The organism is Xanthomonas nasturtii (genome assembly GCF_001660815.1).
Classification (GTDB): Bacteria; Pseudomonadota; Gammaproteobacteria; order Xanthomonadales; family Xanthomonadaceae; genus Xanthomonas; species Xanthomonas nasturtii.
The window spans coordinates 1-14,360 of record NZ_LYMI01000034.1 but is presented as its reverse complement, the minus strand read 5'-3'; the positions used below and the strand labels follow the sequence as shown (position 1 = coordinate 14,360).

Genomic DNA, 14,360 nt, shown 5'->3' with positions numbered 1-14,360 from the left:
GCAAACCCTTGCTGTCGACGGAAATCACGTGCCCCATTGGATCACCCACCCCTCCGAGCTGACCGAACGTCTACAGGCAGCGCGCCCGTCGCGCATCGGCCTGGATACCGAATTCATTCGCGAACGCACCTACTGGCCGCAGCTGGCGCTGGTGCAGATGGCCATCGGCGAGGAGATCCTGCTGATCGACCCGCTGATTCCCGGCATGAACGCGGCGCTCAAGGAGTGGCTGACCGCCACCGACATCGTCAAGGTGATGCATAGCGCCAGCGAAGACCTGGTCACGTTCAAATGCGCGTGCGGCGTCTTGCCGCGGCCGCTGTTCGACACCCAGATCGCCGCGGCGCTGGCCGGTGTCGGCGGCGGCATGGGCTATCAGAAACTGGTGCAGGAAGTGACCGGCACCTTGTTGACCAAGGGCGAGACGCGTTCGGACTGGATGCGTCGCCCGCTATCGCCGTCGCAGCTGGAATACGCCGCCGACGACGTGCGCTACCTGTTCGCCATCCACGACGAACTCACCCGCCGTCTTACCGAGCAGGACCGCCTGGGCTGGCTGGACGAAGATGCGCAGCGCCTGCTCGCCACGGTGGAGCACGACGATGGCGAACGCTGGCCGCACGTGAGCCTGCGCACCGCGCAATTCCTGGAGCCGGCGGCGCAACGTCGGCTGCTGCGGCTGCTGCGTTGGCGCGACCTGCAGGCACGTCAGAGCGATCGCCCGCGCAGCTGGATCCTGGACAACGAACTGGCCAGCCAGCTGGCGCGGTTTCCACCCGCCGATCTGGACGCGTTGCTGCGCCAGTTCGACAAATTCCCCAAGGCGCCGCGTAAGCTCGCCACTGCGGTGTGGGACGCGCTCAATACGCCGCTGCCCGACGAAGAGCATGCGCCGCTGGCGCAAGCCGCCACCGACGGCAACAAGGCCGTGCTCAAGCGACTGCAGGACACCGTGGCGCAGCGCAGCCGCGAACTCGGTCTGCCGGATGGCCTGCTGGCCTCGCGCCGACATCTGGAAACCCTGATCGAGCAGCGCAGCTGGCCCGCGGCGCTGGGCCAATGGCGCCGCGCAGTGCTGGAAGCGCAGGTGATGCCGTTGCTGGAAGAGACTGCGGCCTAGTGCGACTGCGCCTCCCGCACCTCAAGGCCGCAGCGATGCGGGCTTTCGTGGCGTGTCGGTGAGCTGGCACCAAGGCCGCTGACAGCAACCAGGCGACAGCGCTCGGATGGGCGTGAACGACGCCGAATGCTTGACCCAACCACGTCGATGCCCAGCATCGTCACACATGGCTGGCGGCGCATTGGCCTGATCAACGGCACGCGGCGTCAATCTTCATCCTGCTCCGCCCAGCGCGCCAGGTTCTGCTGGATACGGTCCATGTCCGCCCACGGGTCCTTGCGACGGCGGCGCAGCTTCTCGGGGACATCGCGCAAGGTGAAGGCATCGGCGCGCTGCAACTTGGACAGGTCCGACCATGGCAGCGGCAACGCGACCGGCGCCCCCGTTCGGCCACGCAACGAGTAGGACGCCACCGCGGTGGCACCGCGGCCGTTGCGCAGATAGTCGACGAAGATGCGTTTGTTGCGCAGGCGCTTGGTGGCTGTGGCAACGAACCGGTCCGGCTCGGCCTGCGCCAATGCGTCGGCAAAGCTCTTGGCAAAGCGCTTGGTCACCTCCCAATCGCAGCCCGGGTTCAATGGCACCACCACATGTAGCCCCTTGCCGCCGGAAACACGCAAGAACGATTCCAGCTCCAGCTGCGCCAGCAGCTTGCGGATATCGTTCGCCGCCCGTTTGACTTCGGAAAACGGCACATCCGGGCCCGGATCCAGATCGAACACCACACGGTCGGCAACATCCGGGCGGTCGGCATGCGAGCCCCAGGGATGGAATTCCAGCGCGTTGAATTGCACCAGTTCCAGCAGGCCGGGCGCATCTTCCACCACAAGGTAGTACGCGTTGTTGCCGGTCTCTTCGGTCAGCTTCACCGAGCTCACGCGCTCGAGCCCGGCAGTGTGGTGCTTCTGGAAGAAGCACGGTTTTTCCGCGCCACTTGGGCAGCGGATGATCGATAACGGCCGGCCGACGATCTGCGACAACACGTGATCCATCACCGCATGATAGTAGTCCCACACATCGCGTTTGGTCGCGCGGATATCCGGGTAGATCAGCTTGGTCGGGCTGGACAGTGCCGGCATCTCGGCCGATGCAGCTGCAGCCACCGCCGATGTGCGCGTGGCCGCTGCCGCACGCGTGGTCGCTCGCTTTGGCGCCTGCATGGTTGCACCCCCTTCATTTTTCGCAACACGTGGTGCCGGGCGCTTGCTGGCACACGTTGCGGCCGCGCCATCTGCCGCATCGCTGTCGGAAAGATCGGCAATGCGCTTGTCCGGGCGCAGCGCCTTGAACGATGCCTGGCGCAACAGCTGCTGCCCACCGATGCCGCGATAGAACACTTCCACGACAAAGCGTGGCGCAAACCAGGTGGCGCTGCGTAGATCGGTATCCTCGGTGGGGATATGCGCCGTCGGCTTGCGCCCGCCGCCCTCCAGCTGCCGGGCGACCTCGTGCATCAGCGCATCGGAGAAGCCGGAGCCCACACGGCCCACGTACAGCCAGCCGTGCACCGGGTCCGGGGTGGCCAGCAGCAACGAGCCGAAGCCGCTGCGGCTGCCCTTGGGCGCGGTGTAACCCACAACCGCGTATTCCTGGCTGGCCAGTTGCTTGGTCTTGCGCCAATCGTCGCTGCGCCCGTCGTGGTAAGGGCGGTCTGCGCGTTTGGAAATGATGCCTTCGAAGTGCTGCTCGCCGGCCACCCGAAACGCCTCGCTGCCATCGCCGTCCACATGCGAGCTGTAGGCCAGATGCGTATTGGGTGCGGCCGCGAGCACCTGCTGCAACAGCTGCTTGCGCTCGCGCAGCGGCGCCTGGCTGATGTCCACGCCGTCCAAATGCAACAGGTCGAATACCGCCAGCGCCAGCGGCATCTGGCGTTCGCCGGACAAGGTGGCCTGCAGCAGATTGAAATCTTGCTTGGTGCCGCGTCCGGCAATCAGCTCGCCATCGATCTGCGCGCTGCGCAGGCCCAGCGACTGGATGGCGTCGGCAATCTCCGGCGTCTTGGCGGTCCACTCCAGCGCATTGCGCGACCACAAGCGCACCTTGCCTGCGGTGACGGTGGCCAGGATGCGGTAACCGTCCCATTTGATTTCATGCAGCCACTGCGCGCCTGCGGGCGGGGACTGGCCCAGCTTGGCCAGCTGCGGCGCGAACGGTGCATCTTCCATCTCGACGGGCCGTGCATTGGTCAGCGCCAGCGCCTGCTTGGCCCGGGTTCCGCGCTTCTTTGCGGCCTGCGGCGGCGGCACGCGCGTCAGCGCTTTGCGAACGGCCTTGCCCGCGCCTGCGCGGCGCACATCGTCGGCAGGCGCGGCAGCGACATCGGCCAGCAGATCGTCGGCCTCCAACGTACCGGCATAGGCGTCGTCCTCCTTGAACAGCAGCCACTGCGGCTGCCGTGCCGGCTTGCTGGACCGCACCAGATGCCAGCCGCCCTTGAGCTTGTTGCCGAATAACTCGAAACGCAGATGCCCCTTGGCCAACTGCGCCTCCGGGTCGCCTGCGGTGGCCCACACGCCGTGGTCGAACTGCGCCACATGCCCACCGCCGTATTCGCCCCTGGGAATCTCGCCCTCGAAGCCGGCGTAGTCGACCGGGTGGTCCTCGACCTCCACCGCCATACGCTTGACCTTGGGGTCGTAACTCGGCCCCTTCGGTACCGCCCAGCTCTTGAGCGCATCGCCTACCTGCAGGCGAAAATCGTAATGGCGACGGCTGGCGTGATGCAGCTGCACCACGAAGATCGCGCGCTGGCCTCGTGGCAGGGCTTTGCCCGGCTCGGGCTCGCGGGTTTTGTCGAAACTGCGCTTGCGGCGGTATTCGCTCAGGCTCATGGCAGACCTTTTCGCTTGGAGCGGCCAAGAAAACGGTGCGAGCAGCACTCATTACCCGCTCCTGTATCGTCATGGTCGGGCCTGCTGCCCATAGAATCGGGTCAAGCAGTGCCCGTAGCGACAATGCGAAAGCGCCTGAACAGGCGTTGTGAAAAGCCTGTTCACGCCGCGTGCAAGCCCCTGTTCCCTAACGGCCGCCCCCCAGGCCACATGGCATAATGCCGCGCGCCCTCCGGGCAGCGTGTCCACTCTTTATTCCGAGGCCATACCTCTGTGAGCAATACCTCTTCAAAACTGGATTCCATCGCGCAAGCCAAAGCCAAGCTGCTGGACGAGCTGCAGAAGCTGGAAGAGCAGGAGAAAACCGAGCGCGCCAGCGAGGCATCCTCCGCGCATGCCACCATCGTCTCGCTGCTCGAGCAGTTTGCCGGCCACTTCAATACCAAGCAGCGCAACGACATTGCCGCCTACCTCGGCACCACCGCTGCGCGCAAGGAAGTGGTCAAGAGCGGCCGCAGCGAAGTGAAGCCGAAGTACGAACTGCCGCATACCGGTGAGACCTGGTCCGGCCGTGGCCGCACCCCGAAGGCCTTCGCTGCCTGGGAAGGCTCGGTGTCGTACAAGGAATGGAAGGCCAAGAACCCGGACCTGAAATTTCCGCTGATCCGCGAGTGATCGCATTCGGGCGCGCCAGTGCGGCGCGCTCTGCCGCTGCCGGCCAGCCCTTGGCGAACCGCGCGGCATGTGGTTAGAATCGAAGTACGTGGGGCGGTAGCTCAGCTGGGAGAGCGTCGCGTTCGCATCGCGAAGGTCGAGGGTTCGATCCCCTTCCGCTCCACCATCGAATCAAACGTACAGGCCCTGGAAACGTCATGTTTCCGGGGCTTGTGCGTTCTGGAAGACGCTGCCGCGCGGAACAGCGTGGGCACGCCGGCCGTCGCCGTGGCGCAGGGATCACACCGTGCGCGCTAACGTCCAGGCTTCTCTCCATAGCGGACGCAAGCCATGAACCACAAGGACCAACAGCCCGATACCGTCGCCGACGATGCGCACGGGGTGACCGAGAGTCAGCAGGACCGCAAGCACGACGATGCCGCCAAGCAGCGCCCGGGCCAGGAAGACCTCAAGGTGCATGACGAGCAGAGCCGTCGCCCCACCCGCAATGCGGGTCAGTAAGGAGCGATGCAGCCAACGCCGCAGCCGATGTGAGGACACCTCCCGCGGCTGCTGGCTGTGGCGCGCTTGCGCGCTTCATCGCCGGCGCTGATGTCTTGCACCGTCCCGCTCATCGGGCAAGATGGCGCCTGCAAAGACTGGAATGGGTCAGCGATACGCGCGGGCAGTCTTGTGGCAAGATCCGGACAGGTGTTTCGCTGTTGTTCCGATGCTGATCGCTGTCGTGCGACCGCTTCGACCAGTGCCAACCCGCTCCTCTTTCATCGCCTTGATGGCGCCTTGTTCCGGTGGTGCTTTGCATGCAGATACCCGACGCGCCTGCGTTGAACCTGATCCCGGTCACGCTGCTGCCAGGTGGCGTCAACGCCAATTTCGGCGCGCGCTTGCCGGCCAACGAGGATGAGCGTGTGGTGGCGCTGCACGCGTACGATTTGCTGGACACCCCACCGGAGCCAAGCTACGACGCGTTCACCGCAATTGCAGCTGCGGTCTGCCGCGCGCCGATGGCGCTGATTTCGCTGGTCGATACCCACCGCCAGTGGTTCAAATCCAGGATTGGCATGCAGCCGGCCGAAACGCCGCGCGAACTGTCGTTCTGCGCGCACGCCATCCTCGAACCCGATCAGGTGATGGAAGTCGGCGGCACCCATCTGGACGCGCGCTTCGTAAGCAATGCGCTGGTGACCGGGGAGCCGCAGATCCGGTTCTACGCGGGCGCGCCCTTGCTGACCTCCGACGGCATCGCGCTGGGCACGCTGTGCGTGCTGGATCGCAGCCCGCGTCGTTTGTCGGTGGCCGAACGCGACGCGCTGCAGGCGCTCGCCAGGCAAGTGGTCAGCACCCTCGAACTGCAGCAGGCCGCCCGGCTGGTAGAGCTGGACGCGCTGCGCGACGCGCTCACCGGGCGATGGAATCGCGCCGGGTTGGAGCATGCCTTGCAGGCGCTTGCAGATGCGCCCAGCGCAACGCCGGATGCCGCACTTGGTTTCATGTTGATCGAACTGGACGGCTTCAAACGGCAAAAACTGCAGGCTGGCGCGGCTGCCGCGGACGCCAGCTTGCTGCAGGCCGCCGGCGTTCTCGAAGCGCAGCTGCCGTCAGATGCGATCGTGGCGCGTCTGGCCTGCGATCAATTCTGCGTGGCGCTACCGGCAACCTCGGCGCCTGCGGCACTGGAGGCTGCCGAAGGCTTACGCAAGGCCATGGAAGAGGCGAGCTGGCCCACCGGCCCGTTGACCATCAGCGCAGGGCTGGTGGATGTTGCCGCACCCACGGCATTCGACAGCAACACCTTGCTGGCGCGCGCCCGCCACGCGCTGCAGCAGGCGCGTGGCGAAGGCCGCAATCGCGTGCACCGCTTCAACGGGTGGCACCCGCAGGGGTGATCGGCGCGCCCGGCGCTGCGCACCCAGTTGTAGTGCTAGCGCTCAGGCCGCCAGCGCGTCGGTATTTCCGGCGATCTCGTCTACCTGCAGCACCTGCTCCATGTCCAGCAGCACCACGAAGCGCTCGCCCACCTTGCCCATGCCGCGCAACAGGTCGCGACGGATATGCGTGCCGAACGAAGGTGCCGCCTCGATGTCCTGATCGGCCAGTTCGATCACTGCATTGACCGCGTCCACCAGCACGCCGATCACCTGCGTTGCTTGCGCCTGCTCGGTAGCCAGAATCACGATGCAGCTGCGTTTGCCGATCGCACTGTCCGCACGCCCCAACCGCGACTGCAGGTCTACCACCGGCACCACTGCGCCACGCAGATTGATGACCCCGCGCACGCAATCCGGCATCGACGGCACCGGCGTGGGCGTGCGGTATTGAATGATTTCACGAATGCCGAGAATGCTGGTGGCGAAGGTTTCGCCATCCAGTTGAAAGGTCAGATATTGCGCGGCGGCATCGGCGTCGCCGGGCATCACATCAAGCGTCGGTGCGGTCATCGGTCGATCTCTCAGAAACGCGCGAACTGGCCTTCGTCCGGGCCCTCGGACATCGCATACGCAGGCGCTGCATTGCTGCGCCAGCCACGCGCCCCTGCGGCACGCGCCGGGCGTGCGGCAACCTGCTTGCCGCGCTTGGGCGGCGCAGTGGTCGCGCCCTGCCCGCCCAGCCGGAAGAACGCCATGCTCTGCTGCAGCTGTTCGGCCTGCGCGCTCATCTCTTCGGCAGTGGCGGCCAGCTCTTCGGACGCGCTGGCGTTTTGCTGGGTGGTCTGGCTCAGCTGCACGACTGCCGAATTGATCTGGCTGACGCCGGAGGACTGTTCTTCGGACGCCGCAGAAATCTCCTGCACCAGATCGGAGGTGCGCTTGATGCTGGGCACGATCGAATCCAGCAAACGGCCGGCGCGGTCGGCCAATTCCACGCTGGAACTGGCCACCTCGCCGATCTCCTGCGCGGCCACCTGGCTGCGTTCGGCCAGCTTGCGCACCTCGGCGGCGACCACCGCAAAGCCCTTGCCATGCTCGCCGGCGCGTGCCGCTTCGATCGCGGCATTGAGCGCGAGCAGATTGGTCTGATACGCGATGTCGTCGATGATGCCGATCTTCTGCGCGATCTGCTTCATCGCCTGGGTGGTGGCGACCACCGCTTCGCCACCTTCCACGGTTTCCCTTGCGGCCTGGGTGGCCATGCCATCGGTGATGCGCGCGTTCTCGGTGTTCTGGCTGATCGAGGCGGTCATCTGCTCCAGCGAAGCGCTGGTTTCTTCCACGCCGGCGGCCTGTTCGCTGGCCGCCTGCGACAACGACTGCGCAGTGGCGCTGACTTCTTCCGAGGCACTGGCCAGGGTTTCGGCACTGGTATTGACCTCGCCGACCACCTGCGACAGCTTCTGCACCATGGTGCGCATCGCTTCGAGCAGTTGCGCGGTTTCGTCGCGGCCATGCACATCGATCTGCATGGTGAGATCGCCTTTCGACAAGCCATTGGCCACCGCCACCGCGCGGCGGATCGGTCCGGTGACGCTGCGGCTGATCACCACACCAAGCAGTGCGCCGAGCAAGACGCCGCCGCAGATGATGGCGATCAATATCCTGGAACTGCGCGTGTGGATGGCGTCGGTTTCCGCGTTGGCCGAAGCGGCGCTGCGCTCGCGCAGGCCACTCAGATCGGTCATCAAGGTATCCACCTCGTCCGAGCTGGCACGTACCGCGCGTGAGAGCTCGGCCAGTTCCGGATTGGCTTCGCGCAGCGCTTCGCGGTTGGCTGCCTCGATGAAACGCCCGCGCTCGTCCAGATACGTTTGCCAGGCGCGATCGAATTGCGCCAGCTTGTTCTTGCCTTCTTCGGTTTCGAAACTGCCGCGTGCGCGACTCATGTGATCGACCACCTTGGCGGTGTATTTGTCGATGTTCTGCACGTGCGACTGGCGCTCTTCCGCGCTGCCGGCCAGCAACAGGTTGGCGCGTGCGCGGCCCGCGTAGATCAGGTTGATGTTGGCTTCCTTGACATTGGACAAGCCGAGCAATTCGCGCTCATACAGCGAACTCGACAGCGCGCTGATGCGGCCGGAGTTGGAATAGCCCACCCACCCGATGCATGCGCCGATCGCCGAGACGATCAGGAATGCCACGATCAGCCGGGTTCCGATTTTGAAGTTGCCTAACATTGGGGAGTTCTCTCAAGAATGATGCGTGGGCGACATGCGCTGCATGACGGCGATGGCGCTGCGCGTGCCGCGCGCTGCGATGCGGCGTGTCTAACCAATCGCTAATGGCTATCGGCGACGACAAAACACGCTTGAGATGCAGGCATCGCCACATTGCGTATTCATGCAAACGGATCTGCGCTTTTGTGACAGGTCATGCGCTCGCAACAGCCTCTGTTCGGAAAAACCCTACCCCTCAATGGCGGGCTGTCCGGGACAGTCCGCAGGGACATCACACTCCTGCGGCTAGGCTTGGCCACATGCCGTCCACACCCCTGCCCCGTACGTTTTACGCGCTCGACGCGCGCCAGGTTGCGCCGCAGCTGATCAACAAGGTACTGGTCAGCGCGGACGGGCGCCGTGGGCGCATCACCGAAGTGGAAGCCTATTGCGGCAGCGAAGATGCGGCCGCGCATTCGTTTCGTGGCATGACGCCGCGCACGCGGGTGATGTTTGGCGCGCCAGGGCACCTGTATGTGTATTTCATCTACGGCATGCACTGGGCGATCAACGCAGTGTGCGGCGGCGCGCCCGGGCATGCGGTCCTGATCCGCGCATTGGAGCCGCTCGACGGCATCGACAGCATGCAGACCGCACGCGGCGGCGCGGCGGTCAAATTGCTGACCACCGGCCCAGGCCGCCTGGCGCAGGCCTTCGGCGTGACCGCCACCGACAACGGGCTGGATCTCACCACCGCTGCCGCGCGTCTGTGGATCGAAGACGACGGCCTGCCCTCGCCCTCCAACCCACTGACAACGCCACGCATCGGCATCCGCAAGGCAGTGGATGCGCCATGGCGCTGGGTGGTTGCGGACAGCCGCTATGTGTCGCGGCCGCTTCCGCGCGTGGCTGGCAACGCCGCCACGCTGCCAGGCGCCTGAGCCAGCCAGCGCTCCATCGGCGACTGCTCGGCGGCACCCGGGCCGCGCTGTAGCAGGCGCAACGCCTGCTCGGCCTGCTCGGGAGTGAGTTCCTGCAAGGCCTGGAAGCGGTCTGCCGCCCATACCGCCATCGGCAGGCCATCCAGCGAGGCGACGCGATTGCCCGGCACACGTGCAACCCGCTCGCCCGGCAGCACGCTTCCGAGCAGATTGCTCGAGTCGCTCGCACTCACGCAGATCCACTGTTGCGGCAACGCCCGCGCACGCACGCGGCGCAAGGCGGCAATCGTCTCCGGCAACGCGAACTGCTCGCCGGACAGCCCGGCGATGAAACGGCCACCGCGAATTTCGCCACGCGCTTCCAGGCGCTGGTACATGCGCAACAACTCGCGCCACGGCGGCAGCCACGCGGCTTCGCGTTCGAGCAGCCGCCAGCACACCACGCCATAGCGACGCAGCAGCGTGCGGGCGACGTGTTCGAGCGTGTCCTGATGGCGTTCGCCGGCTTCGGCTAACGGCAAGTCGGGCAACGCACGCACCGGCGCCCAGCGTCCGGCATCGCGAATGCCCAAGGCGCTTGCGCGGCGCCGATGGCGCGACAGCGCCGACGGGCGCTTGGACGCCGGCACCAGCAGCGCGCGCAGCCCGGCATAGCTGTCGCACTGCGCACGGCCGCGCATCACCAGCTCGCTCAATGCGTCTTCCAGCTCGGTGTTCATCAAGTGCGCCGCATCGGCGATTTCGTCGAAGAACAATGCGCCCTGCTCCTGCAGCACTGTCATGACCCGTTGCGCGCGCGACCCCAGCGGTCCGTCGTCGGCATCGCGCGCCAGGCTGCGCCAGCGCTGCGCTTCGCGCCGCGGCAGCAACACGATTGGCGTGCTGCGCAACGCGGCACCGCTGCGCCCGCCACCGGGCCGCAGGCGCGCCCACAGCGTGCGCCCGGCGGTGCACAACTCGTCCAGCCAGGCCGGTTGATAGTCGCGCACACGCGCCGGCAACAGCTCGCTTTCCCACAGCACCGCAGACGCTTCGTAGCCTTCCAGCTGCCCGATCACGCCGGCCAGTGCGTCCGGCCCGGCCACGCGGCTGGTGCCGTCGACATGCTGCCACTCGAATAGAAAGCGCGCGTAATCGCGCTGCGACACCGGCTCGATCTCGCGCCGCAATCGCCCCAGCGTGTAGCGATGGATGCGCGCCAGCAGGTGACGTTCGCACCACTCCTGCGCCTGCGCGTGCGCAGTGAACTGCCCCGCCATGACATAGCCTTCGCGTTGCAATGCCGCCAGCGCAACCGCGATCTCCGCTTCGGCCACCTGCAACGCCGAGGACAACGCCGACACCTGCGCCGGGCCGATCGCCGACAGGCGCCCACGCAGCAGTTCGCGCACGGCCCAGTCGCGTTCCCACGCGGCAATACGGCAATCCTCCGGCGCCTGCAACGGTGGATGCGCGCAGGCGTCCGGATACAACGGCAAAAACCAGTCGATGCGCTCGGCACTGATCCACAGCGCCGCACTGCCGTGCAAGGCAACGCAGGTAGCGCGACCATCGGCAGCGAGCGCCGCCAACCAGGCCTGCCAATGCGCATCGCTGGCTTCGTCGAGCGGCAGCACGCCGAGCCCCACCAGCGCCTCGTGCATTTCTTCGGCATCGCGTGGCTGCGGCCAGGCTTCCTCGCGCACCGCATCGATGGCCTGCGGGTCGAGCTGGCCCGGATCGTCGCTGGTCTGCGGCGTGTAGCGGCGACTCTGCACGGCCTGGGTGCGGCGTTCTTCCAACGGCGCATCGTCGAGAAATGCGTACGGACGCGCATTCAAGGCTTCGGCCGCCAGCGGCGACGGTGCCGCCAGATCGCGCGCAATCAGCGTGATTGCGCCCGATTCCAGCCCCCGCAGCACCTGCAACCAGCCCTCGCTGTCCATGGAGTGATGCAGGCAATCTTCCAGCGTCTGCGCCACCAGCGGGTGGTCCGGCACCTCGCGTTCGCCGACCAGATTCTCTGCGCAGGCCACCTGGTCCGGGAACACCGTGGCCAGCAGATCCTCCGACTTCATCCGCTGCAACTGCGGCGCGACCTTGTTGCCGCCGCTGAAGCGCGGCAGCGCCATCGCATTGGTCGCATTCCAGCGCCAGCGCACGCCGAACAATGGGGCATCCAGCAAGGCCTGGATCAACACATGCTCGGCCGATGACGAATGCAGATAGCGGCCGACCTCTTCCAGCGCAAAACTGTGACTGGTGGACAGCGACAACACGATCGCATCTTCGGTGGCCGCAGCCTGCAATTCGAAATTGAAGGTGCGGCAGAAGCGTTTGCGCAACGCCAGTCCCCACGCCCGATTGATCCGGCTGCCGTAAGGCGAATGGATCACCAGCTGAGTGCCGCCACTGGCATCGAAGAAGCGCTCCATCACCAGGCACTGCTGGGTGGGCAGCGCGCCCAGTGCGGCGCACGCACTGGCCAGATAGTCCAGCAGTTGCCGCGCCGCTTCGGCGGACATGCCCAACGCGTTCTGCAGCCAATCGCAGGCCGCCACATGTGGCGTGGTGTCCAGCCGCGCGGCCAGGTCGCCACGCAGGCGCGACACCGCCGCCGACAATTCGTCGCTGCGGCCCGGCGCCTCGCCCAGCCAGAACGGAAGGTTCGGCGGCGCGCCCTTGGCATCTTCCACGCGCACGCGCCCGGCATCCACGCGCAGGATGCGGTAGCTGGCGTTGCCGAGCTGAAACACGTCGCCGGTGAGACTTTCCACAGCGAAATCTTCGTTGACCGTGCCGATCTTTTCCGCCTGCGGCTCCAGCACCACGCTGTAGTCGCCGGTTTCGGGAATGGTGCCGCCGGAGGTCAGCGCCGTCATGCGCGCGCCACGCCGTGCATGCAGGCGCCGATGCACCGCGTCGCGATGCAGGTAGCCCGCGCGCGGGCCGAGCCGGGTGCTGAAGCCCTCGCACAACATGCGCACCACGCTGTCGAAGCTGGCGCGGCTCAACTCGGCGAACGGCCATGCGCGGCGCACCAGCGCGAACAGCGCATCTTCATCCCAGTCTTCGCATGCCGCTTCGGCCACGATCTGCTGCGCCAGCACGTCCACCGGCGCCAGCGGGATGCGCAAGGCATCCAGTTCGCCGCGGCGGATGCTGTCCAGCAGCGCGGCGCATTCGACCAGCTCGTCGCGGGTCTGCGGGAACAGGCGCGCCTTCGGCGTGCCGCCAACCTTGTGCCCGGAACGCCCGGCGCGTTGCAGGAAGGTGGCGATCGAGCGCGGCGAACCAAGCTGGCAGACCAGATCGACATCGCCGATATCCAGTCCCAGCTCCAGCGATGCGGTCGCCACCAGCACGGTGAGATCGCCGGCCTTGAGCCGTTGCTCGGCCAATAAACGCGTCTCGCGCGACAGGCTGCCGTGATGCGCTGCCACGCGCTGCTTGCCGAGTAGATCGCCCAGATGCCGCGCCGCGCGCTCGGCCATGCGTCGCGTATTGACGAACACCAGCGTGGTGCGATGCTGCTGCGCAAGCGCGGCCACGTCGGCATACACCTGCAGCCATTGGTCGTTGGACATCGCCACGCTCAGTGGCGTGGGCGGCAACGCCAGAGCCAGGTCGCGCGTGCGGGTGTAGCCGATATCGACGATCTCGCACGGCGGCGGCAACCCGTCTGCGCCGACACCGACCAGAAACTGCGCCACTGTTTCGATGGGCTTCTGCGTTGCCGACAGCCCCACCCGCGTGATCGGCTGCGTGGCCAGCCGCTGCAAGCGCTCCAGGGTCAGGCTCAGGTGGCTGCCGCGCTTGTCGGCCGCTACCGCATGGATTTCATCGACGATGACGGTGCGCACATGCCGTAGTGCAGTGCGTCCGGATACCGAACCCAACAGCACATACAACGACTCCGGCGTGGTCACCAGAATATGCGGCGGCGTGCGGCGCGCTTGTGCCCGCTCGCGCTGCGGCGTGTCGCCGGTACGCACCGCGGTGCGCACCGCAACGTCCGGCAATCCGCGCGCCACCAGCGCCGCGCGGATGCCTTGCAGCGGCGCGTCCAGGTTGAGGTGGATGTCGTTGGATAAGGCCTTCAACGGCGAGACGTAGACCACGCGGGTTTCGTCGGGCAGCGCACCGCCATTGGCCAGCCCGTCGCGGATCAACCCGTCGATGGCGGCGAAGAACGCGGTCAGTGTTTTACCCGACCCCGTTGGCGCAGCCACCAGCGTGTGGCGCCCGGCCTGGATCGCCGGCCACGCGGCAATCTGCGCCGGCGTTGGCGCAGCGAAGGTCTGCGCGAACCACGCAGCGACCACGGGATGGAACTGTTGCAGGACAGGATGCATTGGCGATGCCCGACACCGGACCCTCATCTTGAGGGCGCGGCGCGCGGATGTAACTTGGCGGGAGCTCGATGGATGGGGTTGCGCGGTGACCCAGACAAGCCGGCCTCCGCAGCGCCGATGAACGATTTAGAGCGGCTAAGACAACGTAGCAATTGGCAGGTGGGTGCGGGCAGCGCTAAGAGCGTGCTTAGAACCTGTTCACGATCTTCGCAGATCAGTGCAGACTATGCGGATGCGCCAAAAGACCTATCCGAGTGACATGAGCCGGGAGCAGTTCGCACACGTGCTGCCGATCCTGGAACAAGCGCGCAAGCGCACCAAGCCACGCCGTGTGGATTTATATGAGGTGTGGTGCGCAGTGTTGTACGT

The 14,360-nt window shown here is 66.2% G+C and carries 9 protein-coding genes, 1 tRNA gene and 1 pseudogene; 7 read left to right on the top strand and 4 right to left on the bottom strand.

The annotated features are described in order from the left end of the window. Window positions 1-28 precede the first annotated feature (28 nt). The gene (gene rnd / locus A7D16_RS12960; protein ID WP_064633288.1) at window positions 29-1,120 is read left to right on the top strand and encodes a ribonuclease D; all 1,092 of its coding nucleotides are present in this window, start codon (window positions 29-31) and stop codon (window positions 1,118-1,120) included. A gap of 206 nt (window positions 1,121-1,326) precedes the next feature. Here rnd and ligD read toward each other — a convergent pair whose 3' ends face one another. Further along, entirely contained in the window at window positions 1,327-3,954 is a 2,628-nt protein-coding gene (gene ligD / locus A7D16_RS12955; RefSeq protein ID WP_064633286.1) for a DNA ligase D, read from the bottom strand. Between the two features lie 273 nt (window positions 3,955-4,227). On the opposite strand from ligD, the gene A7D16_RS12950 reads away from it, so the two are divergent. The 4 genes from A7D16_RS12950 (at window position 4,228) to A7D16_RS12935 (ending at window position 6,515) form a co-directional block, all read left to right on the top strand. Then, window positions 4,228-4,629 carry an H-NS histone family protein gene (locus A7D16_RS12950; RefSeq protein WP_064633285.1) on the top strand — a complete coding sequence of 134 codons (402 nt, stop codon included), beginning with the start codon at window positions 4,228-4,230 and terminating at the stop codon, window positions 4,627-4,629. Window positions 4,630-4,719: 90 nt separating this feature from the next. Next, window positions 4,720-4,795, top strand: a tRNA-Ala gene (locus tag A7D16_RS12945). A gap of 164 nt (window positions 4,796-4,959) precedes the next feature. After that, window positions 4,960-5,130, top strand: a complete 171-nt coding sequence (locus tag A7D16_RS23750) for a hypothetical protein (RefSeq protein WP_064633283.1) — start codon at window positions 4,960-4,962, stop codon at window positions 5,128-5,130. A gap of 299 nt (window positions 5,131-5,429) precedes the next feature. Next, the gene (locus tag A7D16_RS12935; RefSeq protein ID WP_064633281.1) at window positions 5,430-6,515 is read left to right on the top strand and encodes a sensor domain-containing diguanylate cyclase; all 1,086 of its coding nucleotides are present in this window, start codon (window positions 5,430-5,432) and stop codon (window positions 6,513-6,515) included. 42 nt (window positions 6,516-6,557) lie between these two features. Here the strand turns inward: A7D16_RS12935 and A7D16_RS12930 are convergent, their stop codons facing one another. Together A7D16_RS12930 and A7D16_RS12925 are read right to left on the bottom strand one after the other, a co-directional pair. Continuing rightward, complete coding sequence (locus tag A7D16_RS12930) at window positions 6,558-7,067, bottom strand: chemotaxis protein CheW (protein ID WP_064633279.1); 510 nt, start codon at window positions 7,065-7,067, stop codon at window positions 6,558-6,560. 11 nt (window positions 7,068-7,078) lie between these two features. Next, window positions 7,079-8,737 carry a methyl-accepting chemotaxis protein gene (locus A7D16_RS12925; protein ID WP_064633277.1) on the bottom strand — a complete coding sequence of 553 codons (1,659 nt, stop codon included), beginning with the start codon at window positions 8,735-8,737 and terminating at the stop codon, window positions 7,079-7,081. 299 nt (window positions 8,738-9,036) lie between these two features. Here A7D16_RS12925 and A7D16_RS12920 point away from each other — a divergent pair, with 299 nt between their 5' ends. After that, the gene (locus A7D16_RS12920; RefSeq protein WP_064633275.1) at window positions 9,037-9,657 is read left to right on the top strand and encodes a DNA-3-methyladenine glycosylase; all 621 of its coding nucleotides are present in this window, start codon (window positions 9,037-9,039) and stop codon (window positions 9,655-9,657) included. Here the strand turns inward: A7D16_RS12920 and A7D16_RS12915 are convergent. Then, window positions 9,597-13,991: a DEAD/DEAH box helicase gene (locus A7D16_RS12915; protein WP_064633273.1), complete on the bottom strand. Its 4,395-nt coding sequence runs from the start codon at window positions 13,989-13,991 to the stop codon at window positions 9,597-9,599. The genes A7D16_RS12920 and A7D16_RS12915 overlap by 61 nt on opposite strands. 232 nt (window positions 13,992-14,223) lie before the next feature. Between A7D16_RS12915 and A7D16_RS22555 the strand changes: the two are divergent. Beyond that, window positions 14,224-14,360 (top strand): annotated as a pseudogene (locus A7D16_RS22555) (IS5/IS1182 family transposase); the annotation flags it as partial.

Bases quoted from the DNA above. Each gene is read 5' to 3' on its own strand.
- ligD (WP_064633286.1), bottom strand. From the start codon at position 3,954: ATGAGCCTGAGCGAATACCGCCGCAAGCGCAGTTTCGACAAAACCCGC.
- A7D16_RS23750 (WP_064633283.1), top strand. From the start codon at position 4,960: ATGAACCACAAGGACCAACAGCCCGATACCGTCGCCGACGATGCGCAC.
- A7D16_RS12935 (WP_064633281.1), top strand. From the start codon at position 5,430: ATGCAGATACCCGACGCGCCTGCGTTGAACCTGATCCCGGTCACGCTG.
- A7D16_RS12930 (WP_064633279.1), bottom strand. From the start codon at position 7,067: ATGACCGCACCGACGCTTGATGTGATGCCCGGCGACGCCGATGCCGCC.
- A7D16_RS12925 (WP_064633277.1), bottom strand. From the start codon at position 8,737: ATGTTAGGCAACTTCAAAATCGGAACCCGGCTGATCGTGGCATTCCTG.
- A7D16_RS12920 (WP_064633275.1), top strand. From the start codon at position 9,037: ATGCCGTCCACACCCCTGCCCCGTACGTTTTACGCGCTCGACGCGCGC.
- A7D16_RS12915 (WP_064633273.1), bottom strand. From the start codon at position 13,991: ATGCATCCTGTCCTGCAACAGTTCCATCCCGTGGTCGCTGCGTGGTTC.